This window comes from Geomonas oryzisoli (assembly GCF_018986915.1).
Classification (GTDB): Bacteria; Desulfobacterota; Desulfuromonadia; order Geobacterales; family Geobacteraceae; genus Geomonas; species Geomonas oryzisoli.
In genome coordinates this window covers 815997-841231 of sequence record NZ_CP076723.1, presented here as the reverse complement: position 1 = coordinate 841231, position 25235 = coordinate 815997, and the positions used below count along the sequence as shown (strand labels likewise).

Below are 25235 nucleotides of genomic sequence, written 5' to 3'. Positions count from 1 at the left end.
GGCTATGAAGGCCTTCGTCACCGGGGCGACCGGTTTCATCGGCGCGAGCATCGTGCGCGAGCTTTTGAAGGACGGGTGGCAGGTGCGCGTGCTGGTGCGTCCCGGCTCGGACCGGCGCAACCTGGCGGGACTCGACCTGGAGTTGCACGAGGGGGATCTCTCCGAACGCCAGCCGCTGGTCCGGGCGCTGTCGGGGTGTGACGCACTGTTCCACGCCGCGGCGGACTACCGGCTCTGGACCCGGACGCCCCAGGCGATGTACGACGCCAACGTGCTCGGCACCCGTAACATACTCTCGGCGGCGCTGGCCGCCGGCGTCGCCAAGGTGGTCTACACCAGCAGCGTGGGGACCCTGGGCAACCCCGGCGACGGCACCCCCGGCACCGAGGACACGCCGGTCGACTTCGTCGACATGGTCGGGGATTACAAGAAGAGCAAGTTTTTGGCCGAGCGCGCCGCCGAATCGTACCTGGACAAGGGGCTGCCGCTGGTGATCGTGAACCCGTCCACACCGGTCGGGCCGATGGACGTGAAGCCGACCCCGACCGGGAAGATCATCGTCGACTTTTTGAACGGCAAGATGCCGGCCTACCTCGATACCGGCCTGAACCTTATCGACGTCGAGGCCTGCGCGCGGGGGCACCTCTTGGCGGCCGGGAAGGGGCGGATCGGAGAGAAGTACATCCTGGGGAACCGCAACCTCACCATGGCGCAGATCTTCGAGATGCTCTCCGCGCTCACCGGGCTCAAGGCGCCGCGGGTGAAACTCCCCTACTACCCGGTCCTCATGGCGGCCTACGCCAACCATGCGCTCTCCGTGGTCACCGGGCGCGAGCCGCTCATCCCGCTGGCCGGGGTGCAGATGGCCAGGAAGTTCATGTTTTTCGACTCCGGCAAGGCGCAGGCCGAGCTGGGTCTGCCGCAGACTCCCGTGGAAGACGCACTGGAGCGTGCGGTGAAATGGTTCCAAGACAACGGCTACATTCAGAACCGTTAGCCACGGAGAAAATCTGAGGAAATCTGAGAAAGGCAAAAACGGATTCTAAAGGTTTTAAACCCAAAAGATTTGGTTTTCTCCGAAGTTCTCAGATTATCTCCGTGGCCAATGGTTTAGCTTTAGGTTTTCTCAGAAGTTTAGATGTTCTCCGTGGCCAATGGTTTTGGTTTTTAATCGTAGGGTTCTCAAGGAGATCCATGTACACACTGCTAAGCAAGATAAACGGTCCCGACGACCTGAAGAAGCTGGATGCCGAGGAGCTGGTGCTGCTCGCTGACGAGGTGCGCGGCTTCCTCATGGATACGGTGGCAAAGACCGGCGGACACCTGGCTTCCAACCTGGGTGTGGTCGAGCTCAGCATCGCGCTCCATTACTGTTTCGACTCCCCCAAGGACAACATCGTCTGGGACGTCGGCCACCAGGCCTACACCCACAAGATCCTCACCGGGCGGCGCGACAGCTTCCACACCCAGCGCTGCTACAAGGGGATCAGCGGCTTTCCCAAGCGCTCCGAGTCCCCCCACGACGCCTTCGGCGCCGGGCACTCCTCCACCTCGATTTCCGCCGGCCTCGGCCTGGCGGTAGCCCACACCCTCAAGGGGGACGACGCCCGGGTCATCTCGGTGATCGGCGACGGCTCGCTTACCGGCGGGATGGCGCTGGAGGCGCTTAACCAGGCCGGCCACCTGAAGAAAAACCTGATCGTCGTCTTAAACGACAACGAGATGTCCATCTCCAAGAATGTAGGCGCCCTCTCCTCCTTCATCTCCAGGAAGATGACCGGCTCCTATTACCGGAGCCTGAAGAAGGAGATGGAGGGGCTCTTGGCGGGAATCCCGGCCATCGGCGGCAACATCCTCCACTTCGCCAAGAAAGCGGAGAACTCGCTCAAGGGCTTCCTCACCCCGGGCACGCTCTTCGAGGCGCTCGGCTTCGAGTATGTAGGCCCCATCGCCGGGCACGACATCCCCACCCTCTTGGGTGTTTTGGAGAACGTGAAGCGGCTGGAAGGCCCGATCCTGCTGCACGTGATGACCAAGAAGGGGAAAGGCCACGGCCCGGCCGAGGACATGCCGGACAAGTACCACGGCGTCGCCCCCACCAAGCCCGCCAGCACCACCGCGAGCAAGCAGGCTCCCCCCTCCTACACCAGCGTCTTCGGCAACACCCTGGTGAAGCTGGGCGAAAAGGACGAGAAGATCCTGGCCATCACCGCGGCCATGCCCGACGGCACCGGCCTCACCCCATTCGCCGAGAGGTTCCCGGAGCGCTTCTTCGACGTCGGCATCGCCGAGCAGCACGCCCTGACCTTCGCGGCGGGGCTCGCCGTGGAAGGGTTCCGCCCGGTCGCCGCCATCTACTCGACCTTCACCCAGCGTGCCTACGACCAGGTCTTCCACGACATCTGCCTGCAGAAGCTGCCGGTGACCATGGCCCTGGACCGTGCCGGCCTCGTCGGCGACGACGGCCCGACCCATCACGGCGCCTTCGACATCTCGTACCTGCGCCACCTCCCCGAGCTCACCGTGATGGCCCCCAAGGACGAGAACGAGCTGCAGCACATGCTGAAGACCGCCATCTATCACGGCCGCCCCGTTTCGCTGCGCTACCCGCGCGGCGCCGGATTCGGCGTGGCAATGGACAAGGAGCTGAAGTCGCTCGAGATCGGCAAGGGGGAACTCTTGGTCCAGGGAACCGACCTGACCCTGGTCGCCGTCGGCTCCACCGTCTACCCCGCGCTGGAAGCCGCCGCACTGTTGAAGCAGAAAGGGATCTTCGCCTCCGTGGTCAACGCGCGCTTCGTTAAGCCTTTGGACCGCGAGCTGATCCTCGCCGAGGCCGGGCGCACCGGCTGCGTCGTCACCGTCGAGGAGAACGCCCTCCTCGGGGGCTTCGGCAGCGCCGTACTGGAAGCGGTCGCCGATGCGGGGCTGACCGGCGTGCGGGTGAAGCGGATTGGCATCCCCGACAGCTTCATCGAACAGGGGAGCCAAGCCCAGCTGCGTGCCGACCTGGGGCTCGACGGCGCCGGCATCGCCGCCACCTGCCAGGCCTTTTTGAAGGGAGCCGGCAGCGTTCATCCGCAACTAACCGTGGTAAAGTAGCAGCGTTTTCGTTACACTCAGGCAGCTCACGCGGGACAGGCTGAAAGCTTCATCTCTCGGCCTGTCCCGCAGTCGTCTTTATCAGCCGTCAACCAAAGAAAAGCCGGAAGGATACTCTACAATGCGTTTTCCGATGCGATTGAATTACGATCTCACCCGTTACATCATGGGCAACAAGATGAAGAAGCAGGAGAAGTATCCCCTGGTCCTCATGCTGGAGCCGACCCATCTGTGCAATCTCGCCTGCTCCGGCTGCGGCCGCATCAGGGAGTATGCAGACACCATCCAGGAGATGATGAGCCTCCAGGAGTGCCTGGACTCCGTGGACCAGTGTCCGGCACCGGTCGTCACCATCACCGGCGGCGAACCGTTTTTGTACCCCCATATCTTCGAACTGATCGACGCGGTGTTGAAGAGAGGGAAGCACATCTATCTGTGCACCAACGCCCTGCTCCTGGAGAAGGCGCTGGACACGCTGAAGCCGCACCCGAACTTCGTGCTCAACGTCCACCTGGACGGCATGGAAGAGACCCACGACCGCATCCTGGAGCGTCCCGGCACCTTCAAGATCGCCATGTCCGCCATCAAGAAGGCCAAGCAGCTCGGCTTCAGGCTCTGCACCAACACCACCATCTTCAAGGAGACCGATCTGATCGAGATCGAGATGCTCTTCTCCCACCTGAAGGACATCGGCGTCGACGGTTTCCTGGTAGCCCCCGGCTTCGGTTACGAGGCGGTAGGCGAGAAGCTCTTCCTGGAGCGGCGCGAGATCCAGAAGAAGTTCGAGGCCGTGTATGAGATGAGCAAGCGCTTCCGTTTCTTCTCCACCCCGATGTATCTGAGGTTCCTGAAAGGCGACAAGGAGCTCCAGTGCACCCCGTGGGGCAACCCGACCCGGAACCCGCGCGGCTGGAAGGCGCCGTGCTATCTCATCACCGACGAGCACTACGGCAGTTTCGCCGAGATGATGGAGAAGACCCAGTGGGACAAGTACGGCGTCGGCAAGGACCCGCGCTGCGCCCAATGCATGATGCACTGCGGCTTCGAGCCCACCGTCGTCGAGGAGATCGGCAAGAGCTGGAAAGAGATGTGGGAAATGTTCCTGTGGAATCTGACTTAGATTTTTTTATTATTAATACCTGTTTGTCGCTACAGCTGATACGCAATATTTTCAGATAGTTAAGCCTTTACACGGCACCAGAAACCCGCTAATCTTTAAGCCAGATTTAGCGGGTTTTTTAGTTCTGGACCTACCTTTTTCCTACCTAGACCTACCTATGTCCTACCTAACTCCTACCCTCCCATTCCCGCCCAAGGGACAGGTGGACTACTTCGACACGGAGCTGAAGGGGTTGGCGCTGCGGGTGGGGCGGGACGTGAAGACCTTCTTCGTGCAGATCGACGTATTCGACCAGGTCCCGCAGGCACTACACCAGGCTCACCGCAGACGACCTGCGGCCGATCCTGCAGCGCGTAGCGAACGAAATGGAACGGTTGATGAAACATGAACCGGGGTGAAGATGATCCCGATCAATGCGCTTGCCGCAGGAGAATAGGCCATGTCGCAACGGCTGGCGGGTGAGCGGCGGAGCGGCTTTACTTTCTTCCGCTCCCTCTTGCTTACGCTGACCCGCGGAGTCCGTCTCCACCCGTTTTGGTTGGGTCAGATGGGAGTTGCAACTTGAATTGCCCCCCGACCTTAGTTATTTGCCACAGCAATAAACGCAAAGATGATGAGCACGATGAGTAGTGTGCATAGCGTAAGTACAGTGAATCTGAGTCGCGGACTGATTTTGTCGATGCCAATTTTGGGTACCATACCAGCAGCGAATATAATGCGGATGCGGGGATGCGGTGGTTGGGATCGCTCTTTTTACGCGTCGCATAGCAGGACGGACAAATTCTTCCACCAGAAACTTATATTCCTATGTGCGGATGGGGAGACTATTCATTACGGGCTCCCATATATACCGACCATATACATCGGCCACATCACAGGCAGTGTAATAATGTCTATGGCTCCTGCGAGGATATACCCGGGGCTCAACAATGCTCTTCTCATGTTCAGAGAAATAGGAAATAAATAGGAATCTACCTCATAGGTTTCACTCCAGAGGGACCACCATTTGCAGTTTGGGTCGTAAGATCTCTCTGAGATGAATCTGTGGGCGTGGTCCTTTTTTAGATCCTCTTGACTTGGGAGTTCATCCTGCTTGAGTTGCCGCCCAAAGGCAAGTAATGTTCCAGGCCCATTTTCAGTTACCTCCATAGTTACCATCGCCGGATATTCAGTCGGAAACAAAGCTTGGCTAGCGTCGTCAAACCCTTTTGTATTCTGAGGTACTTTGCCTGACTCCTGAAGAAGTTGAGATGGTGAAAGGTGAAATAGATAAGGACTATGCAGGGTTTTCTGCTTAAAGCTGAAATATGCTATATTACCCAGTTCCATTGGCCCCTTAATTCTCTTCATTTTAGCCTTTTCTTTTGGATCTTGCGGTATCAGCAACTCAATAACTGAGTGGCCGCCATCCCATAATAAGTCATTGAATTGATATTTAAAATAAGCTGTATGGTTGATATTGAACTTTCCTAAGAAGACGCCAGTTGTACTGGCTTTGAATGGCTAGGATCTTGTAGCCGGAATGTGTCACCTGCGTAATCATTTCTAACAACATCTTCCCTATAATTAATTGTGGCACAGCCTGTTACACTTAGCACTGGTAATAAAAAGAAGATTACATAAACAAATTTCTTGGTAGCTGATCTCAAATTACCACCCAAAAGATATCGCGGCCAACAGGTATGAGGCGACCTCGGTTATATATTAGTTTTGGAACTTGTCCAACGGATAGCGGGTGAGCGGCGGAGCGGCAATTCCTATGGTTTGCTTTTCCCGCTCTCATCAACCGCGGAGTCCGACTCCACCCGTTCTGGTTGGAATCCTTTCTCGTTCTCAGAATGTCTGAGTTATCATTGCCCGTCCTCATTCCCTCCCTTTCTCTTTTGCAACGCATATCTCGCCGGCTCGACGGCGCCCATTACCATCCCCTTACTGCTCGCGACCTTTTCAACGAGTTCGATAGGGGTGTTGGGATTCTTCATCATGCTTGCGAGCATGGTGTAATTGACCTTCTCGGCTCGCTTGAAAGCCTCGTCAAAGTGCTCCTCGATGAATTCTCTGTCGCACGCGGGATGAAGGAAGACATACTCCCTCATGCGTGGCACCTCGTTGTAAATCCGCTTCAGCAACCGCAGATCGTAATACACGGCTGGGTCTCCGAACGATTCCCGGAACGCGGTCTCCTTGGTGGCATCAGCCGTGGTGGCCCAATGCTCGCTGAGCACAATTTCGGGATTGGCGATGATCTCTTGTTTGTAATTTTTGTAGCTCGTGGCCCAGTTCTGGTAGTTCTCCTGCTTCGCGTGTTGGTTCATTGCAAAGGTGAAACAAACCATCAGGATCAAAGAGCTCGGAAACGCCGCTCCCACAGCCCATAAGCTTCGTTTTTCCCTTCTGTTCAGGGAGATGATGGCGAAAATCACACAAAGTAGGCATCCGACGAGGCCCGCCCCGCCTATCACTAGAAGGTACCTGATCCCGAACCAGTCTGACTCACTGCGTGGCAACAGGAAGCAGGTCAGAAATCCGATGCCGGTAAATCCCAACAGGGAGCCTACCGACACCACCCACCATATTTCCTTTTTCTTACCTGCGGAGTCGGCAGGTCTCGCCATCTCCTCGCGCTGACTGCCGTCTTTCTCGAAAACTTTTGCCTCGCACTCCCGGCAAAGGTCCGCCCCCTTCGCCTTGTCGGTCTCGGACAACTCCTCTCCGCACAAGTCACATTGCATCTCGATTCCCTTTGCCCCCCATGGTGGACATCTATAGTCTCCCCCGCCAACGGGTTACGGATGACCGGCGGAGCGTTCAACTTGTACCGGCGTCCTTCCACTCTTTACTCACCGCGGAGACCGCGTCTATCCGTGTGGTTGGCACCTACGCAATCCCACGTGCTTGTCCATTAAATCTGCCCGCCCGATATGGGTGGATCATGTTTTTGGTGTTCGAGTATTTTTTCCAGCGTCCGATCTGAATCGTGAGTGGAGGTGCTGTTAGTGCCAAAGTACCATATAAATTATTTGTACAAATGTTAACAGCAGACAGGCTACCATCGTGTAACCAGCAAACAGTAAGAAAAGGTCCTTTAAATTGACAAGGTCGCGTAAAATAAACTCAATAAGTTTCGCTGTTTGAGGAATTGAATAACAATACAGCCGGCCATCCAACTGCAACTGATCGAGAAGCCACTTATGCTTTGTGTTCAATCTGAACATGGTAAGGTAAAATGCCAAGTTTCCTACTATGATGGTAATGATGAGGGATGTGAACATGCTTGCTATCCTTACGGCTGCCATGTCTTCAATTCTTGGCCAACGGCTCGCGCGGGTGAGCAGCGGAGCGGCCAAGCTTACATTGGCCCCTATCAGCACTACCAGCATCCGCGAAGACCGTCTCTACCCGCCTGGTTGGCGGTCATTCTTCCCAAACTGAATCATCCTCTGCAAATTGTGCGAGTAAATCGGAACGTCTTTTCAAAAGATTTCCCAGCTCGGGCCAGTTCTCTGGGTTTCCAATCTTGATGGTGGGGTGAGATTCACCTCGTAACATGCCCCCCGAAACTTCTGCCCATACTTTGGCAAACACGCGCATGGCTTCTCTTGGATTTTTTACCTTTTCTGCTGATATGTAGTCTGTCGGCACGTCTCCTGAGATGGCCCACCACCCCACCCATCCCGGGTTTACCTTACTCTCGATTGCCCATATCGCTACCATGGGTGCTACGTGCCAGGCCGGCCATTCTCCAATCTCTCCGTAGTCAACATTTTGCCCGAGGAGGTAATCTTGAACTTCGGAACGCTGCTCAGTACACCACCGCTCCTCTATCTCTGGATTTTCGAAATCGTCAGTCATGGTTTCTCTTCCTGTCAACGGGGGCGGCCTTGACCGGCGGCGTCAGCCGTCCGCGTCTAAGGGCGTTGGTTGGCATCTGCCATTCCCCACGATTAAAAAGTGCCTGCCCCCTTGAGGTTCCTTTACTTCACAGGGTTCAACTGAAAAGTCTCCACGCTACATTTCGATGTCATCCATTTGTAGCACGGCCTATCCCGCACAATATATCAGCGCAACCAGCAAGATTCATCAGGCCAACGGCCCACATCACTCTAATAACAATTGAGGCACGTCTCTCGTCTTTGGTCACCAATGCGTAAGCGGTGGATACAAGAATCACCCCCCAGAACGGAATGAAAGCTGAATCCAGCCAATGGGCAGGTTTAAAGCAAGCTGCAAACCCCATTGGTGCTAACCCGATGCAGAACATGAGCAAGGCTCCAGCAATCTTAGTGGAACGTAAAATTGGTTTTTCAGATTCGCTTGGTTTGTTACTCATGACAAATCCTTCTTGGCCAACGGCTTAAGGGTGAGCGGCGGAGCGGCTTAGCTTTCCCAAGCACACACCCGCTTTCCAAGACTCGCGAAGTCCGTCTCCACCCGTCCTGGTTGGGCTAGCTGTTTTCTGCCCTTATTTTGCCCTTGGCCCTGATGAAGTAATACAAGCACAAAACTTCAAACCCGTAGATGACCAGATAGATTTGATAATGCGTTGAAAATTTCCTTGTAACCATTGCTCCAACAACTAGCCCCAAAAGTGCTCCAGCTTGTGATTGCGTACTGTTCTTTAATTTTTTAAAAAGCTGGTGCTTTTGAATCACGTACCATGTTGGCAGGAAAGCAATCGTGGGGCGGCTAATTAAGTCTAACAGTTCGGATGGTGACCTAGGTTTTAGTGCGAAGAGCAAGATGATGCACAATCCTGAGATCACCAGCGCGATTCTCGCAAATATTTCTTCATCCTTGTGCATCAGTTATCCCTTGTTTGGCCAACGCTTGTAGGGTGAGCGGCGGAACGGCTGAGCTTTTACACGCCCTTGCAACTTCCCCGCCCCGTGAAGTCCGCCTCCACCCGTTTTGTTGGCTCCTGCCATTTCCACCACTAATTGATGTCTGTTGCCGCCTAATTAGGAGTAATTCTGTAGATGGCACAAACGTGACACTCTCGGGCATGGTGATCTTCAGGGAATTGCGAGCGGAGGAGGTCTCTGATTCTAAATGCTTCTGCTATATCACCTATCAAACCATTTTCCATGATCAGATGCGAAAAGAGCCTCTCCTCGTCAGTCCCCCAATCAGTGAGCATCGAGACATCCCAATGCGAGTCCAGCACATCAAATCCCAGCAGTCCTGCACTCGGTTGATAGTGATGATCCTCAGGGAAATCAATTCCAACTATTTCAGCATTATCGTGCTGCCCAAGAACTTTTTTCGCATACTCAAGATTTGTGATCAGTGAGATCTTGTAATCTTCTTGAATGCAGTTTTGCCAGTCCTCGTCGGATTTAGGATCAAAGATGTCGCCTCTTAGTACACCATCTACCGACTCAAACCTGGTGAGGTGGAGTCCTCTCCATTTGAGATAGTCGTTCCATCTGTTGCCATCATTCGGCCCAAATTTTTCGATTACTTTGTAGTACATAATCTTTCCAGCCAACATTTGTTATTGAACGGTTAGATAAGTTACCCATATAGGAAGCTGGCTACCTATATGGGTAACTTGCTTCCTGTATAGGTAGCCAATCTTGGTTGCCTATATAAGAAACAACCGTATTAGAACGAGTGCCGGAGGGCTCATTGGAGTTGCTAATCCTTCAGCACCCGCGCCTCCAGCTCCGTACCCTGGATGGAACTGAACGGCACGCGCCACACCTTCTCCACGGGGTCCCACCTCGCCCCTGCAGCCTTCAGCTTTTCGCGCAGAGCCCTTTCCGTATAGGCAACCTGGGAACAGGGGGAACAGGGGGAACAGGGGGACGGTCATAAGTTTATAAGTTTCTCTGAAGCAAATCCCTCAATGCCCATCGTCTTTCAGTCCTTAGCCGCTCGCCTCGCTCAAAAGCTTGGCTCACCGCTGGTTGAGAGCCTGTCGTGGCATGCCGATCCTCATAACGTCGTAACATCGCCTAGAATCTTATAATCTTATGACCGTCCCCCTGCTGCCCCGAATTCCAACTAGGGCCGACATGGGTGAGCATGACCTGCGACCGGCAATCTAACAGTGCGCCGAATCGAGCGCGGCGCGGTCGCTATGCCGATACTCCGGGAACTGAGGCGTTGATTGGGAGCCCCGTTCCGCTCCTTACATAGACGAATTGACTGCCTTCAATTTCATATGTGTTCTGCCCCTCGCCGAGCCCGGAACCAACTGCGCCGTGCGCATGTACGAGCCCGATCTTTGAATGGGACGGCATGAGGGTACGATATAGTTTCCAGGTCGCGCGGGTGATGCCCGCGCAACCGTTGCCAGTGTAAAAGGGCAGCGGTGTGAACCTCGATAAGTGTTTGGTGCAGGCCTTTTTTCCTAAGAGAAAAACCTGATGCCGGAATGAGAAATACGAGTCGGAACCGAGAAACTGGAGCAGCGATTTACTTGATAGAGCGACCTCAAAATCGTCCGGGCACCATTTTGCCTATTGACGGACGGGGGCCTTATAAGGGGATTATGCTGATTTTACCGGCGTTGTGACAGCTTTTCGCAAGCTAATACGAAAGCAAATCTCTCAGCATCCGTGCAATCGGGCGACACGCTCAGCCTTCTTATCTCCTCTAACGACTCCTCAACACCTATATCCGCACATACGTAGGCTATTAAGGTCTTGTTGGAAATGGAGTAGCTCTCCGATATCACCATTGACGCCAAAGTCGTATGAACTCTTTGCTTTTCCTCATCTGTCGCAATCCGTTCATAATATCTCTTATAATCGGACTGAAAATCGTAAGACCTTCCAAGAATTTTGAGCCACAAGTCTACTTCATATTGCTTCTTGGGATCGAAACCAGGGTTAATCTGTAGCATGGCCTTAAAGTGCAATATTGCAGAAGTCAGCCTACCCAAGATACGCCTTAGAAACCTCGCGACCAATTCGTTACTCCCTCTTCTTCTTTTTCACGCCCAACGCGGTGAGGCTGACCGGCCCGTTTTTTACTAGGGGAACAGGGGGACGGTCATAAGTTTATAAGTTTCTCTGAAGCAAATCCCTCAATGCCCATCGTCTTTCAGTCCTTAGCCGCTCGCCTCGCTCAAAAGCTTGGCTCACCGCTGGTTGAGAGCCTGTCGTGGCATGCCGATCCTCATAACGTCGTAACATCGCCTAGAATCTTATAATCTTATGACCGTCCCCCTGCTGCCCCATCACAATCTCCGCCTCGCTTGAGACCTCTTCACTTATCTTTAGAATGGCTTCCGGCCAACGTCGTGGGCGGTGACCCGTCCGGGGGACATGGGGACGCCCAGGGGGACATGGGGACGCCCATGATTTCATGCGTTTCTTCGGGGGACATGGGGACGCCCATGATTTCATGCGTTTCTTCGGACGTCATGGCAATGAGAAACGCATAATTTCATGGGCGTCCCCATTTCATTAGTCTTCTAGCCATACTCAAACCTCGTCATTTAATTGGAGTTATTTGCGGTCTCTGCGTCTCCGCGATTCAAGTTTTAGGGTTCAACAACGGCTTGAGGCTGACCAGAGGCGGATTTATCGCCGACTGGTCTAGCCGATTGTTAGATGTTACTTTTCACGCAAGCTCACCGAAGAACCAAACTTCACCTTCAAAGCTATAATCCTCATCCGAAACCGACTCGTGGAATCCCTTCTGTTGCAAGCCTTCGGGCATTTTCAACGATAACTCCTTCTGAAGGTCTCTATTCGCCGGAAGGGCAGTCCAACGCTGTTCCGATGAGTCTCGGTCGAAAAATGTACTGAAGTATTTGTCGTCGAAAAAAACTGTGATCTGGGAGTCAAAGAGGCAGGGTAGGCTGATTGAGGTGACTATCCTGATTTTTCTCTTTTCGTCGGTTGACTTTAAATCTCTCAGCTTTCCTGCTGCGTCCAAAACGGCCTGAATAAAAACGTGCCGTGTTGACAGTGGTGTTGAAGTGGAATCAATGAATAACTTCGACACAGGCATGTGGAGATGCCAATAGCCACAGCCTGGTCTGTCTTCTTCTGGAAACCTTTCCGTTTCGCTCATCAACCGGGAAATGAAGCCGGTCATTTTCCTGCGTGCTCCGCGAATCTTCTTTTTTCCTGTCAGCCCATTCATTGCTCGCCTCTTATTTTGCATCTAACGGCGTGGGGGCGCACCAGCGCGTCAGCGCCTGTGTGTCGCCGCCTTGTTGGAATTCATCACTGGTTATTCTTTGACTCTTGCTTCATCTGGCGAACTAGCTCTTGATATGCCTCAACAGTACCAGCGATATCCAGATGACTACACACATATAGTGCCATGTCACTGTCAATTGGTTTTCTTGGATCCATGAGTGACAGCAAAACGCAGTCAACTCGCTTTCTCAACTTTTCGCTTACTATTTTGGGATATAAATCTCTAACAAACGTGAAGTGAGATGTACTGGAGTTCCAGCCCCTACCAAAGAGTTCTGTTTTAACTTCAGATGTAAGCTCTTCATCTGATAAATGCTCCCATATATCGAGCATCCTGATCAGCAACGGTGGCGAGGCGCAGCCGCGGAGCAAAGCGGAGACGGTCTGCCGCCGTGTTGTTGGCAGTTCTTTATAGCTCGTACCGCGCGAATTTGGGTTTAAGATGATCAGCTGCGCCCTTAGAAAAGGCAGCAACAACTCGCTCTGATTCTTCCTTATGGAATCCACTCAAACTGATGCCGAGATCCAACAAAAAGAGAAAGCCCACGAATTCATATAAATTCTTTTCAAGCTTGGTGATTTTTTGAAGGGCTTCACGGTCATTGAACAAGTCAATGCCATGAATGACTGGTTTTGTGTTGCTGAACAAGGTTATTTCTTGGACCGTTCCCTTCTCGTGAGAGAAACGTACTAACCCCCAATTATAATGATGGATAAAATCACCATTTCTAGCTGCGGTCGTAGTATTCGGAGTCCCGCATGATAAAACGACATCTTCAGTGGTATCTTTAAAGCGGATCGGTCCAACCGATTCATACGAAATTATTGTAATGCTATCCATTCGCACCCTTTTTTGATTTCATTCCTTCTCTGCCAACATTTGTTATTGAACGGTTAGATAAGTTACCCATATAGGAAGCTGGCTACCTATATGGGTAACTTGCTTCCTGTATAGGTAGCCAATCTTGGTTGCCTATATAAGAAACAACCGTATTAGAACGAGTGCCGGAGGGCTCATTGGAGTTGCTAATCCTTCAGCACCCGCGCCTCCAGCTCCGTACCCTGGATGGAACTGAACGGCACGCGCCAGACCTTCTCCACGGGGTCCCACCTCGCCCCTGCAGCCTTCAGCTTTTCGCGCAGAGCCCTTTCCGTATAGGCAACCTGCAAGGCGACAACGGCCGTATCGCCGTGGCGGGGTGGCATCGGCCACGCCTTTTCCTCCAAGACGAGTTCGACCGTCTTAAGACGCACGCCGCGAACCCTGTCGTAACGGTAACGTACGCAAAGCAGTGCCTGGCCGTACTTGGGCGACCAGCCGCTTGGTCCCCTTTTGCCCCGGTTTCAGATGGGCCTGCGTCTTCATGTCCCTCAACATAGGCACCTCCGGCCTGAAGGCCCGATGGCGCTGCAGCAGGTTAGCATGCGCCGTTAGCCACTATCAATGTATTTTTTTTCTTAATGCGTTGGAAGATTACCGCATTGCCACAATCTGTGAAGGGCTCAAACGGAGGCGCATATGATGCAGTTACCAGAGCAGCTCGTCGAGCGGTATGCGGTCGTCCTTGAGGAGCACGGGATACCGGACGAGGAACGCCCCAACTTCGTCATGTGGCTCCGCTATTACCTCGATTTCTGTGATAAATACGCCGTTGTGGGCCCAGAGCCTCTACGGCTCCGGCGCTTCCTGGCTAAGCTCGGCGAGAAAAGGCAGCCACAGAAGCGCAGGGATTAGGCCACCCATGCCGTTTCCCTTTACTCCGGGACGCTCCTGGCACCCGACGATGCCGCCCCACCGTCGAGCATGCCGCAGCAGACTTCCGAACCAAAGCCCTGCCCCCCCGTTTATCCCGGCCGCGCCTCCCAGTTCTGTGAGGCTGGGTACCAGGTTTCCTCGCAATCGCCGGAATGGGACGACGGCCTGGTCATAAGTTATTGATTTTACAATATCGTGAGATGTTCCTGTGGAACCGACCTGAGATTTGTATCTCCCACCAACGCTAAATAAAGAGAAGGGGCAGCCATACGGCTGCCCCTTCTAGTTTGTAGTGCCTGTTCCCGGTCCTTGCTTTACTTGTTCGTTATCAGCAGGGCCGCACTCCCCATCTCTTTCTCGTCGTCGGCTACGGGTGTCCTGAAGCGATCGGTGGTATACCTCAGCCTCGCCTTGACAGTGTACAAACCAGGGGCCAAAGCGGGGTCCCAGTTCAGCAGCCTTTCTTCGCCGGCTCGCACCGGAGGTTCATGCGCCCCCTGTGCGTCGGCCCTTGTCTGCGCGTACCCCTCATAACCGGAAAGCTTCTTGTCTTGTTCCAGGAAGGCCTTGTCGTCGGGACGGGCACTGAAATTGGGCGCGAAGAGCCATTCTTTCCGGGCGCGGCTTACCCCCTGACGATCCAGCACATCCACAGTGAGATATACACCGCGGGCATTGGTACCGGTCGGGACCGAATGTCCGGCGCCGATGTTGGTCACGCTGAAAGAAAGGGCGGCTTTGTCCTGGTCGCGCTGGATGATCGAGAGGCTCAACGAGCCGCCCAGACGCTGCGCCGAGTGGCCACCGGTCCAGAGGTGCCGCCCGACCGCGACGGGAGCACCATCCGAGTCCTCGGCAACCTTACGCAAGGTACGCGGCATGTGGCAGTCCTGGCACTCTTGTGCACCGAGGCCCGGCTTATGAAAGTCCTCACGCCACTCCATGTAGGTCTGGTACTGCCCCCCGACGATCCTGGTGTTCGTGGTTTCGACATGACAGTGGGCGCATACCGCCGAGGTTTGCAGCGCAGGCTCGACAACCGAGGCATGGGGTGCGTTTTTCGACGTGCGCACGCTTCGTACTTTCCCCTCGGGCGTCAGGTGGCAGGTGGCACAGGTGATGGAGATCTCTCCCGCATTTACCACGTTGGGCAGCTGCTTCCCGACCTCAGTCTTGCCCGGGATGTTGAAAGACCCTGCAAAATGGCAGGAACGGCACCATTCCACATCTCCGCCGGAGGCAAGCGGCGTGAATTTCGAGGTGGCATGGGCGGTCGCCGCGGAGGAAACCGTCGCGGGTATCGAGTGATTCGCGGAATGATTATCGCTGCCGACGCCCAGGGCGTACTCCTTAAAGAGCACCTGGTGACACTCTCCGCAGGTCTCCGACGGGGTTGCGGCCCCCATGGGAAAGGTCACCGATTCCGCAACAGCGATGGTCGAGATTGACATAAGCACGGTGCACGCCGTGCCCAAAAGCCTCAGACTTCTTTTCATAGGTATCCTCTCGATGTTTGTGTGAATTTCCCGGCTGCGCTTTTCCGGGACTGACATCAGTGAGAGGAGCATAGGCCCAATGTGCAACCATTCACAGCTGCAGTTTTTATTTTTTTTATGGGAGCAGATTGGATAGTATGCGAGTATGCAGTGACGGTTGGTGCATCGCGTTGGAAGGCAGATCCTGCTTAACGGCCAGCCGAACCTTGGAGGTGACGGGGCAGCATGTTCATCCTGAATAGCAGTGATCCGGTGCCGCTGTACAAACAGCTCTACAACCAGCTTAGAGAGCACATCCTGTCAGGCAAACTCCCTGCCGAGAGCAAGCTCCCGTCGGTGAGGCAGATGGCCGCAGAACTTTCTGCCAGTTGCAACACGGTCGACGGTGCCTACCAGGAGCTTTATGCCGAGGGGTACATCTACAGCAAGCCGCGCAGCGGCTATTTCGTGTCGACACTCGACCAGGAGGTCGCACCGCAATCCCTGTCCGGCAAGAAGGGCAAAAGCAACTTCGTCCCCCCCTCCCAGTCCCGCTTTGCCTATGATTTCCATCCTGCCCGCCTCGATCCGGGAAGTTTCCCCACCGAACTATGGCGAAAATGCCTGACAGAGGGGCTGCGCCGCAACAGCGAGGAATTCAGCCACTATGGCGACCTCCAGGGAGACTGGGGACTTCGCGGCTCCATTCAGGCTTACCTGGAGAAGTCGCGCGGCGTGGCATGCCACCCGGACCAGGTCATCGTCAGCGCCGGCCTGCACCACAGTCTCGAGATCATCGCGCACCTGCTGCAAGAGAATCACACGATGGTAGCCGTCGAGAATCCCGGCTACCACCTGCCCCGTGCCGTCTTCGAGAACCATGGCTACACGGTCTGTCCTGTTTCCGTCGGCACCAGCGGGATCGAATTAACCCGGCTCAAGGCCGGCAGCGCCACCATCGCCTACGTCACCCCGTCGCACCAGTTGCCACTTGGCTACGTGATGCCGGTGGCCAACCGGCTGGCATTGATAGAATGGGCGGAATCCGGTGGCAGGTTCATCATCGAAGACGACTATGACAGTGAGCTTCGCTACCAGGGGAAACCCATTCCCTCCTTGCAGGGGCTGCGTCCGACGGGGAACATCATCTACTCCGGGACCTTTTCCAAGATACTCTCTCCCGAGCTCCGTTTGAGCTACCTGGTACTCCCCTACCCTTTACTGGACAAGTACCGCCGACTCTACCGAAGCTATAACTGCTCCGTGTCGCTGGTTGAACAGAAAGCCATGGCATGTTTCATGGAGCAGGGGCACTGGGAGCGGCATATCCGGCGCATGCGCACGGTTTATAAAAAGAAACACGACATACTGCTGCGGTCGGTGGAAACCTGCTTCGGCCAACGGGCCGTCGTTATCGGCCAGGGTGCCGGGCTCCATGTCGTCATCAGGTTGCCCGAAACCCCTTACAGCGAAGCAGACATCATAGAGAGGGCGGGGCAAAAAGGTATTCGGCTGATCCGTTTTTCCGATTTCCATGCTACCGGCCAACCGGAAGCGGTGACACTGATGCTCGGCTTTGGCGGCATGACCGGCAGCGAGATCGAGCAAGGCATAACCTTGCTATCCCAGATCTGCTGAACATTCCAGAAATCGCGTCCGCATCTTCCACCGCCGTGGACCTGAGGTTCCTGAGATATTAGAAAGGGTAGCCATGCGGCTGCTCCTTCTGCATTTGCACTGTGGGCACGTCACTCTATAATCCCAAATGGCCCCTGCACACCCTGCTCCTTGTCCTATACCACCACGGCAGGCTTCATTTCTACTGTGGGTTTTGATACACAAATAAGGTATATTATGAGCTATACGGTAAGGCTAACTCGTCAAGCAAATAAGCAGAAGGAGAAGCTGCCGGAAAAGGTCAAAGCTGCCCTTCTCTTCCTGTTACACGAGATAGCCAGAAATGGCCCGATCCGAGGCGACTGGCCCAATTATGGAAAGCTGGCCCCCAAACGACATCACTGCCATATCAAAAAAGGAAAACCTACTTACGTAGCAGTTTGGGAAGAGAAAGATGGAGAAATTCGACTTGTGGAGCTAACTTATGTTGGAACGCACGAAAAAGCCCCTTACTGACAAAAAAGCAGAGGTTCGCTTCATCGGCAGCCATGACAAGATCAGCATGCTTCGACATTACGCCAAGGAGATCGGAGTGATTGAGGCAAGCGAACACTTTACCGTTGAAGAAGCCTTTCCCGGCTACGCGGAAAATGCTCAAGGGATGGCACTGAGAGGTGCACGCCACCGTGAAGGGATGACCCAGCGGCAGCTTGCTGAGTTGACAGGTATCTCCCAAAGACACATTTCCGAGCTGGAAAGCGGAAAACGGCAGATGGGAAGGGAATGGGCCCGAAAGCTGGCGGTAGTGCTGAATGTGAGTGACTACAGGGTGTTCCTGTAGTCCACCTCTGTCCCTCCACCCCACTCCTGCGGTGCTCCTGCGGTGCCCTCCTGCGGTGCCCTGCGGTGCCAGGTCTTGAAAAATCACTTTTACTCAAAAACCTTGTTATTCAAGACCTGGCACTGCTCCTGCGCTCCTATCCTCCGCATAGCTGGTCAGTCCCTTATAAAGTAGCTTGCAATTCCGATGTCATACCCCGAGGACATGACAATTTTCAGGGTACCGAACCGCTCCAGGTCGTTGAATCTGGCTTTTGTTTTGTTGAAGACCTCCTGCCTGATTCGCTCTTTTTCAGCCTTATTCTCAAAGCTGGCCAACGGGACATGAAGAACAACTGCCAATGACGTAGCTTTGCCATTAAAGTGGTTGACTGTGACCTGTGGTACGTCGTATTCAGTGCCAACGAATTTCTGAATTTCGGTTAGCTTCGCCATATCTTCTGAGCCAGAGGTGAGCTTTAACAGGCCGAATACGCAAGCCCCCGCGAATAGACAGGACCCCACACTCAGAACAGCCAAGGCGCGCCTCGCTTTGGAGGGATCATCCAGGCGGTCCAACTCATCGCTGTCGAAACAATCTTTGTAGACGACCACGCTGTCCGCGGCAAGGTCATGCAAACCACGCTTGAGCGGATGGAACGGAATCATGAGGAAACAGGCAAAGAAGGCCCAGATAATCACCAGAATATATACTGAGCCTACTGCCATCATTGCGGACGGAGGAAGATGATTGAGAAGACTGCCATAGAGTCCGTTGTAAAAAATGAATGAGACTACCAAGTATCTAAGGAATGACCTTCCAAAATCCAAATACTGTCCATCCCGACGCAGCACCTGGATGCCAAGCAAGCGCTTGCCGGGAGTCTGCCCCCCGCCAAGACGGGTGTGCAAAAGCCCGTAGTAAAGAAGACTGCATACGACCCCAATCCAAACGGCACGCAGCCCCATTTCACTGAAAGAGTACCTAAAAAGGTATCCGACACCGTACCCAGGAATGGCAAGAACCATCGCGTCCAAGAAATCCGCAAAGAACCGACGCCAAAAGCCAACCACTATTTGCGATGATTTGGTCATGTTTTGTCCTCTACACTTTTAAAGATAGAAATACAGATACGGCGCCATGTCTTGAAAAACCACTTTTAGTCAAAAAACTTATAATTCAAGACCTTGGCACTGCTCCGGCGGCTCCGGTTTCATCTCCCACTCACCCGGCTCTGTAAAACCTGACGAGGGACATGAAAAGCGCGAAGGTGTAGCCGTAGGTGAAGCTGTCCATGAAAAAGACTTGCCGTCCCCTGCTCTCCTTTAGCCGCCGCAAACCAGCCATGGTTACTCCGCAGAGTAGCGGCACGAAAAGAAGCCCGTACCCTTGCAGGTGTTTGAAATGAATCATGTGGTTGGGAACGATCCACAGGCTGACCAACCCGGCCAAACTACCCAGCAGGATGCTGCCGATGAACGCCAAGACGGGATGCCTGCGATCGCTTTTGCGGAATGGCTCGACAAGCGACCGCAACCCCAACTCCACCAGCAGCTGAAATATGATGTTGGCAAACAACTCCCACAGCAGACCGAAAATCAGCTCAAAAATGGCTTCCAAGGAATCTACCCTCTCCTATTTCACCACCCTCGATTAAGCGACGGGCAGGAGCACTTGTCGCCATCGGCCCACTGTTTGAGCGGGTCCGAAATCTTGCCGCGCCTGGCGTGGTAGATGTCGAGCTCCGTCTTGTTTTTGCCCGCCGGACGAATCTCGGCCACGAGGGTGTAGATACCGTCCTTAGGCGCTCCTGACATCTGGCTGTCGTTGTACTCCTCCTGCAGCGTGAGCGCGGTGGTGTCCTTGCCAAGGGTCTCAAAACGCGGCCGGAACGTTGTCGAGCCTCCCGTCTCCTTCAAAGCGTAATTCGGCGGATCGACGACCCTCACGTTGAGACACTTTTGAGCATAGGCTTTTACATCGGAGGTGACGGATTTGGCGGAGCGGTTGATGGTATAGTGCTCCGCCTTGCCGAATACCTTGGCATCCTTGTACATGTCCACGAACTCTTGGCGGCTTTGTGGAACACCTATGGCGCAGCCTGCGACAACAGGAACAATGAGCAGCAGAGAAAGACCACGAAACGACATGAGCGGAAACACCTCCTGGATGGTAAGCTGTGGAGAGTCAAGAAACCACTGCAGTTAGCCACTGTAAATTAACGCCACCTCCTGTTCAAGTTAAATCTTCCCATCATCGACCAGTTCGAACCTCCCTGGGCGGCCGGCGACTCGCTCGACGCGTCCGGTGACTCACTCGACGCGTCCGGTGACTCGCTCGGCGCGTCCGGTGACTCACTCGGCGCGGCCGGCGACTCGCTCGTCGCGTCCGGTGACTCGCTCGACGCGTCCGGTGACTCGCTCGACGCGTCCGGTGACTCGCTCGACGCGTCCGGTGACTCGCTCGACGCGTCCGGTGACTCGCTCGACGCGTCCGGTGACTCGCTCGACGCGTCCGGTGACTCGCTCGACGCGTCCGGTGACTCACTCGGCGCGTCCGGTGACTCGCTCGACGCGTCCGGTGACTCGCTCGACGCGTCCGGTGACTCGCTCGACGCGTCCGGTGACTCACTCGGCGCGTCCGGTGACTCGCTCGACGCGTCCGGTGACTCGCTCGGCGCGTCCGGTGACTCGCTCGGCGCGTCCGGTGACTCGCTCGGCGCGTCCGGTGACTCGCTCGACGCGTCCGGTGACTCCCACGACGCGTCCGGTGACTCCCACGATGCATTCGAGGAGCTCGGAGAGCAAAGAAACAGGAATGAGGAGTATGTGACTGGCCTGCTTTTCAGGTAAGACGGGCGGGAGAACAATAAAGAACGGGGGGATCTTGCGATACCCCCCGTTCTTTTGGGTGCAGCGGCTCTTGGCGGAAATTGGGGTGGATCAAGCAGGGATACTGTCTTGGTCGTTCTGCGATGCAGCAGCTTTCTTGGCCCTGGAGTGGGTCCTTCTTTCTTTGGCGAGATCGAAACCGGAAAGTATGAGAAGTTCCGGAGTGCGCACCGCGGCCATTTCCAGCAGAGACGCGATCTCATCCAGTAACCCAACGAGTTCTCCCTGGCGGCGCTCGCGCTCGGCAATAGCCAGTTTGCCCCCCAGCATCGACTCGTGGTAAATTAGGTCGTACTTTTCCGAGGCCTCGCGATACTCCTCTCGCAGTTGGGGATGCGCGGCCCAAAACGACTCAGGAATCTTGTTGTAATCCAGGAGAGAGTTTCTGATTTTCTGGTTCAAGTGATGAAACTTAGTTGGCCCAATGCTGCGGTAGTTTCGCAATATCCGTTGAGATGTCAACTTAACCTCCTTCCTTCGCTCTACGAAGGCCCCTGACTGGTTAAAGTAAACTAATTTCCGCCAGGCAGAAATATACAATGGCGCAGAAAGCTGCGCAACCCGAGTGGGAGAAAAAAGTGGAACCGACTCAGCAAAACCGTTACCGGGACACAGTGGCATCATCTACCTACCAGCACATCTATGCCGTCGTTTCCCGGATCCCCAGGGGACAGGTGGCCACCTACGGCCAGGTAGCGGCTCTGGCCGGACTGCCGGGACGGGCACGCCAGGTCGGCTATGCCCTGAGCGCCCTTAATGACCCTTCGATCCCCTGGCACCGCGTTATCAACGCCAAGGGGGAGATCAGCCTCCGCTCCGGAGGCAGCGCAGGGGATGAACTGCAGCGCTTGCGACTGGAAGAAGAGGGCGTCGGCTTCGACTCCCACGGCCGGATCCCGCTCCATATCTACCGGTGGCAACCTTAACAGAGTCTGCGCCACGCAGCGGTTGCTCGCGCCGGCCTTTTTCCAGCCTCCGCCGCAATCGGGAAAAATGCATAGTGCAACAAGCAATTGACATCATAGACAAAAATAATTAGATTAGTCCCATCGTACTCCCCACCATCTCCCGCACGCACCATTGGCATTGGCAAAACCAGCTTGTTCTGATCGGATCTCTCCCTTGGAGGCTGCTGTGGATACCCATTTCGCTCCCGCCGAACGCACCACTAACGATCAACTGCAGGAAGAAATTGTAAAGGTCACCACCAGCGCGGTGGTCCAGGAACTGCTGCATTCGATCGGCGGCCTGATAGCGGTGCTGGACGAGCATCGACAGGTTGTCGGGCTCAACGACTCTTTTCTGAAGACGCTGGGCATCGATGATCCCGGTCCGGTGCTGGGGCTGCGCCTGGGCGAGGTGCTGGGGTGCGTGCACAGCAAGGACGAACCACATGGCTGCGGGACTACGCGGTTCTGCAGTACCTGCGGTGCGGTGATCGCCATGGTTGCTGCGCTGAACGGTGAGGGACCGGTGGAAGAGCTCTGCTCGCTCAGCACCAGCAAGGGTGACATGACGGCGGAGTACGCGATAATGGTCCGCGCCAGTACGCTGAACCTGGAGGCGCAAACCTTCATCCTGCTCTTTCTGCACGACGTCACCCTGGAGCATCTGCGCGCCGCCCTGGAGAGGACCTTTTTCCATGACATGGGCAACATGTTCACGGGTCTCTTGGGCGCGAGCCAGTACCTGGTCCGGGAAGACAAGTCGGAAATGGCGGCGATGATCCATCGGGCCGCCCTGAGGTTGCACAAGGAGCTGGAGATCCAGAGGTGCCTCTTCAAGAACGACTTCCTGGAGTACCGCCCGTCGCGGGACGATACGACCGCGGGCGAACTGCTCGCCGAGCTCAAGGGGATATTCGCCAAGCACGACGCCGCCGCCGACAAGTCCATGCTGCTCCCCGACTCGCTGCCGTTACTCAGCGTGAAGACCGACAAGTCACTGGCGTTGCGGGTCATGGCCAACATGGTCATGAACGCCCTCGAGGCAACGGAGGAGCACGGCGAGGTGAAGCTCTGGTTCGAGCAGGAGCCGGATGCCTTGCGCTTCTGTGTCTGGAATGAAAAGCCCATCCCCGAGGAGGTGCAGTGCCGCATCTTCCAGCGCAGTTTCAGCACCAAGGAGGGGGCCGGCCGGGGGGTGGGGACCTTCTCGATGCAGCTGATCGGCGAGAAGCTGCTGGGAGGAAAGGTGAGTTTCTCCTCCTCCACGGCCCAAGGAACCCTGTTCAAGTTCCAGATACCGATTGACTGACCGCCCGCCTCGATAGCGTTTCCCACCCTGGGAGATTGTTTCTGCTCCCGGTGTGATGCAGGCCCGCCCTCCTTGATAGCAAACAGATGACACGGTGCTATAGTCATAGCTGTAATTATTCCGCTATCAAGGGAGGAGAAGGTTATGAGTCAGTACCAGATAGGGGTTATTGTGGGGAGCCTGCGGCGCGACTCGATCAACCGCAAGCTTGCCAATGCATTGATCAAGTTGGGGCCTGCCGATTTCTCTTTCAAGCTTCTGGAGATAGGTGACCTGCCGCTGTACAACCAGGATGACGATGACAACCAGGCACAGTCTGTCGTGCGCCTGAAAAGCGAGGTCAAGGCGTCCGCAGGGCTCATCTTCGTAACACCCGAGTACAACCGTTCCATGCCCGGCGTGCTGAAGAACGCGCTCGACAACGCCTCGCGCCCCTACGGGACCAGCGCCTGGGCCGGGAAACCCGCGGGGATCCTCGGGGCTTCCATCGGCCAGATTGGAACGGCGCTCGCCCAGCAGCACCTGCGCAACACGCTGGCGTATCTCGATGTGCCGACCATGGGGCAGCCGGAGGTGTTCATCCAGGTCAAGGAAGGTTTCTTCGATGCCGCGGGGAACATCACCAGCCCCGACGCCATAAATTTTTTGCAGGGGTGGATGGACCGCTACGTCCAGTGGGTGAAGCGCCACGCTGCATGACCGTCGCGGCAGCAACGCATGCTTACCAAAGGCCCCCGGCTTCAGTCGGGGGCCTCTTCTTTGCCGGGGCGATACAGCTGGGGCTGGGGGGCACGCTCCTGGAGGGTGCAACATACCCGGTTTCCTTTTATCGGCAAACGTGCTATTAATGAGCGCCATCGAGCCCCCCTATGAGACTCCGTCACGCCGCTCATATTCGCCCCCGGACCTTCGTGATATTCCTGGTCACCCTCGCCCTGCTCTGCGCGGGCGCCCGGGTACCCGACATTTCGCGTCCCCATCGCCCCAAGCCGCTCCATCGAGTAACCTTCGAATTCCAACAGAAGAATTTCTCCAGCCAAGCAAAGCACCATCACGACCTGGTCGCCGTGTTGCCCAAGGTGGTCCAACCCGTTTCCGGGCCCTATTATGGCACCGTTAGCCAGTCCGCCCCAACGAAGCACTGCTTCCCCACAGCAATCCCCCACTCCGGCCGCGCTCCACCCGAAGTCCAAGGCTGATCAATACCCCACAATTGATGCTGCGCCGACCACCTCGGTGTAACAATCTCCGGCCTGCGCCGCGGCATGCGTACGCGCACCGCTTCGACCATCGCACCGGCACCGCGCCGCGCATCTACTACCCACCAGCGCAGCCATCCACTGCGCCGGTGCGCCAGGGTGCCCTGCATCTGCCACGTCCAGCGGTCAGCGCCCAGGTATTGCCCTGCGCCTTTCCTGGGGCCGGTAAGCTACGCTTTATGGAGAACCGCATGAAAAGCAGTATTTTGCTGTTTATTTTTCTGATGATTTCCGGGATCCGGACCTCTTACGCCACCTGCAACTGCGAGGACTGGATGGACAAGGGAGGGTATTGCGTTGATTACGTCAAATCAAGGATCCCCTCGTTTCCCTTGCCGATGCGTGACGATATGCCGACCCTCAAAAATGCCGACATAGCCGACGTCACCGAGGGGGATGTCGCCATATTCACCATCAAGAGCTACTGGCATGTCGCCTACGTGGAGCGGGTGCTCCGCAATGCGCAGGACGAACCGGTAACGATAGATGTGAGCGAGATGAATTTCGGCGACGAGCCTACCTTTGCTGAATTCAGGTCCAGGTGGAAATCGGCGAACCGGGAGGAGTGGAGCCGAGCCCTTTGTTGTGGCATCACCGACAACTACAACGAGATCACCACGCGGAAGAACGTGGCCATAGAAACCGTCCACCAGATCTGGTCTCCCGACGATGCCGCACGCGACGGGACCGCCCGGAGGCGCCTCAAGGCGCTGCTGGGAAGGGTGAAGGAAGTAATAAACCGCTTCTGCGAGCTTGCGGACATCTAGCAGCGAGTCATCG

Annotated in this window: 29 protein-coding genes; 13 read left to right on the top strand and 16 right to left on the bottom strand. The window is 55.5% G+C overall.

Going from position 1 to position 25235, the window contains the following annotated elements:
* Positions 1–4 precede the first annotated feature (4 nt).
* The 4 genes from hpnA (at position 5) to KP004_RS03705 (ending at position 4610) form a co-directional block, all read left to right on the top strand.
* Positions 5–997: a hopanoid-associated sugar epimerase gene (gene hpnA / locus KP004_RS03720; protein ID WP_216801045.1), complete on the top strand. Its 993-nt coding sequence runs from the start codon at positions 5–7 to the stop codon at positions 995–997.
* A 197-nt stretch (positions 998–1194) separates the two neighbouring features.
* Complete coding sequence (gene dxs, locus KP004_RS03715) at positions 1195–3102, top strand: 1-deoxy-D-xylulose-5-phosphate synthase (RefSeq protein ID WP_216801044.1); 1908 nt, start codon at positions 1195–1197, stop codon at positions 3100–3102.
* Positions 3103–3223: 121 nt separating this feature from the next.
* The gene (hpnH, locus tag KP004_RS03710) at positions 3224–4222 is read left to right on the top strand and encodes an adenosyl-hopene transferase HpnH (protein ID WP_216801043.1); all 999 of its coding nucleotides are present in this window, start codon (positions 3224–3226) and stop codon (positions 4220–4222) included.
* Between the two features lie 157 nt (positions 4223–4379).
* Positions 4380–4610 (top strand): hypothetical protein, encoded by a 231-nt coding sequence (locus tag KP004_RS03705; RefSeq protein ID WP_216801042.1) that lies wholly within the window; start codon positions 4380–4382, stop codon positions 4608–4610.
* A gap of 443 nt (positions 4611–5053) precedes the next feature.
* On the opposite strand, the gene KP004_RS03700 is transcribed toward KP004_RS03705, so the two are convergent.
* From KP004_RS03700 to KP004_RS03650, 11 genes are all read right to left on the bottom strand, one after another.
* Positions 5054–5572 (bottom strand): hypothetical protein, encoded by a 519-nt coding sequence (locus KP004_RS03700; RefSeq protein WP_216801041.1) that lies wholly within the window; start codon positions 5570–5572, stop codon positions 5054–5056.
* Between the two features lie 500 nt (positions 5573–6072).
* Entirely contained in the window at positions 6073–6927 is an 855-nt protein-coding gene (locus KP004_RS03695) for a hypothetical protein (protein WP_216801040.1), read from the bottom strand.
* 288 nt (positions 6928–7215) lie between these two features.
* Positions 7216–7602 carry a hypothetical protein gene (locus KP004_RS03690; RefSeq protein ID WP_216801038.1) on the bottom strand — a complete coding sequence of 129 codons (387 nt, stop codon included), beginning with the start codon at positions 7600–7602 and terminating at the stop codon, positions 7216–7218.
* Positions 7603–7636: 34 nt separating this feature from the next.
* Complete coding sequence (locus tag KP004_RS03685; RefSeq protein ID WP_216801036.1) at positions 7637–8074, bottom strand: DUF4826 family protein; 438 nt, start codon at positions 8072–8074, stop codon at positions 7637–7639.
* A gap of 169 nt (positions 8075–8243) precedes the next feature.
* Positions 8244–8552, bottom strand: a complete 309-nt coding sequence (locus KP004_RS03680) for a hypothetical protein (protein WP_216801035.1) — start codon at positions 8550–8552, stop codon at positions 8244–8246.
* Positions 8553–8667: 115 nt separating this feature from the next.
* Positions 8668–9024 (bottom strand): hypothetical protein, encoded by a 357-nt coding sequence (locus tag KP004_RS03675; RefSeq protein ID WP_216801033.1) that lies wholly within the window; start codon positions 9022–9024, stop codon positions 8668–8670.
* 152 nt (positions 9025–9176) lie between these two features.
* Positions 9177–9695 (bottom strand): hypothetical protein, encoded by a 519-nt coding sequence (locus KP004_RS03670; protein WP_216801032.1) that lies wholly within the window; start codon positions 9693–9695, stop codon positions 9177–9179.
* Between the two features lie 1032 nt (positions 9696–10727).
* A complete protein-coding gene (locus KP004_RS03665; RefSeq protein WP_216801031.1) occupies positions 10728–11072 on the bottom strand; it encodes a hypothetical protein in 345 nt (114 codons plus the stop codon).
* A gap of 722 nt (positions 11073–11794) precedes the next feature.
* A complete protein-coding gene (locus tag KP004_RS03660) occupies positions 11795–12322 on the bottom strand; it encodes a DUF3916 domain-containing protein (RefSeq protein ID WP_216801030.1) in 528 nt (175 codons plus the stop codon).
* 468 nt (positions 12323–12790) lie between these two features.
* Positions 12791–13222 (bottom strand): hypothetical protein, encoded by a 432-nt coding sequence (locus KP004_RS03655; RefSeq protein WP_216801028.1) that lies wholly within the window; start codon positions 13220–13222, stop codon positions 12791–12793.
* Positions 13223–13407: 185 nt separating this feature from the next.
* Entirely contained in the window at positions 13408–13635 is a 228-nt protein-coding gene (locus KP004_RS03650) for a hypothetical protein (protein WP_239026926.1), read from the bottom strand.
* Between the two features lie 265 nt (positions 13636–13900).
* Between KP004_RS03650 and KP004_RS03645 the strand changes: the two genes are divergently transcribed.
* Complete coding sequence (locus KP004_RS03645; RefSeq protein WP_216801027.1) at positions 13901–14116, top strand: hypothetical protein; 216 nt, start codon at positions 13901–13903, stop codon at positions 14114–14116.
* Positions 14117–14451: 335 nt separating this feature from the next.
* On the opposite strand, the gene KP004_RS03640 is transcribed toward KP004_RS03645, so the two are convergent.
* Positions 14452–15633, bottom strand: a complete 1182-nt coding sequence (locus tag KP004_RS03640; protein ID WP_216801026.1) for a hypothetical protein — start codon at positions 15631–15633, stop codon at positions 14452–14454.
* 225 nt (positions 15634–15858) lie between these two features.
* Between KP004_RS03640 and pdxR the strand changes: the two genes are divergently transcribed.
* The 3 genes from pdxR (at position 15859) to KP004_RS03625 (ending at position 18070) form a co-directional block, all read left to right on the top strand.
* The gene (pdxR, locus tag KP004_RS03635) at positions 15859–17250 is read left to right on the top strand and encodes a MocR-like pyridoxine biosynthesis transcription factor PdxR (RefSeq protein WP_216801025.1); all 1392 of its coding nucleotides are present in this window, start codon (positions 15859–15861) and stop codon (positions 17248–17250) included.
* A 150-nt stretch (positions 17251–17400) separates the two neighbouring features.
* On the top strand, positions 17401–17745 hold the full coding sequence (locus tag KP004_RS03630; RefSeq protein WP_239026925.1) for a type II toxin-antitoxin system RelE family toxin: 345 nt from the start codon (positions 17401–17403) through the stop codon (positions 17743–17745).
* Positions 17714–18070 (top strand): helix-turn-helix domain-containing protein, encoded by a 357-nt coding sequence (locus tag KP004_RS03625; protein WP_216801024.1) that lies wholly within the window; start codon positions 17714–17716, stop codon positions 18068–18070. The genes KP004_RS03630 and KP004_RS03625 overlap by 32 nt, the downstream gene beginning before the upstream one ends.
* 155 nt (positions 18071–18225) lie before the next feature.
* Here the strand turns inward: KP004_RS03625 and KP004_RS03620 are convergent, their stop codons facing one another.
* From KP004_RS03620 to KP004_RS03610, 3 genes are all read right to left on the bottom strand, one after another.
* A complete protein-coding gene (locus tag KP004_RS03620) occupies positions 18226–19143 on the bottom strand; it encodes an RDD family protein (protein WP_216801023.1) in 918 nt (305 codons plus the stop codon).
* 130 nt (positions 19144–19273) lie between these two features.
* Positions 19274–19669 (bottom strand): hypothetical protein, encoded by a 396-nt coding sequence (locus tag KP004_RS03615; RefSeq protein ID WP_216801022.1) that lies wholly within the window; start codon positions 19667–19669, stop codon positions 19274–19276.
* Between the two features lie 20 nt (positions 19670–19689).
* Positions 19690–20106, bottom strand: coding sequence for a hypothetical protein (locus KP004_RS03610; RefSeq protein ID WP_239026924.1), 417 nt, complete (start codon positions 20104–20106; stop codon positions 19690–19692).
* 174 nt (positions 20107–20280) lie between these two features.
* Here KP004_RS03610 and KP004_RS21555 point away from each other — a divergent pair, with 174 nt between their 5' ends.
* Positions 20281–20901, top strand: coding sequence for a DUF6944 family repetitive protein (locus KP004_RS21555; RefSeq protein WP_437178145.1), 621 nt, complete (start codon positions 20281–20283; stop codon positions 20899–20901).
* A 90-nt stretch (positions 20902–20991) separates the two neighbouring features.
* Here KP004_RS21555 and KP004_RS03600 read toward each other — a convergent pair whose 3' ends face one another.
* Positions 20992–21342 carry a hypothetical protein gene (locus tag KP004_RS03600; protein WP_239026923.1) on the bottom strand — a complete coding sequence of 117 codons (351 nt, stop codon included), beginning with the start codon at positions 21340–21342 and terminating at the stop codon, positions 20992–20994.
* Between the two features lie 212 nt (positions 21343–21554).
* Here KP004_RS03600 and KP004_RS03595 point away from each other — a divergent pair, with 212 nt between their 5' ends.
* From KP004_RS03595 to KP004_RS03580, 4 genes are all read left to right on the top strand, one after another.
* Positions 21555–21866 carry an MGMT family protein gene (locus tag KP004_RS03595; protein ID WP_239026922.1) on the top strand — a complete coding sequence of 104 codons (312 nt, stop codon included), beginning with the start codon at positions 21555–21557 and terminating at the stop codon, positions 21864–21866.
* A gap of 208 nt (positions 21867–22074) precedes the next feature.
* Entirely contained in the window at positions 22075–23196 is a 1122-nt protein-coding gene (locus KP004_RS03590) for a sensor histidine kinase (protein ID WP_216801017.1), read from the top strand.
* A 144-nt stretch (positions 23197–23340) separates the two neighbouring features.
* Positions 23341–23895 (top strand): NADPH-dependent FMN reductase, encoded by a 555-nt coding sequence (locus KP004_RS03585; protein WP_216801016.1) that lies wholly within the window; start codon positions 23341–23343, stop codon positions 23893–23895.
* 751 nt (positions 23896–24646) lie between these two features.
* Positions 24647–25222, top strand: a complete 576-nt coding sequence (locus KP004_RS03580) for a CHAP domain-containing protein (RefSeq protein WP_239026921.1) — start codon at positions 24647–24649, stop codon at positions 25220–25222.
* Positions 25223–25235 lie beyond the last annotated feature (13 nt).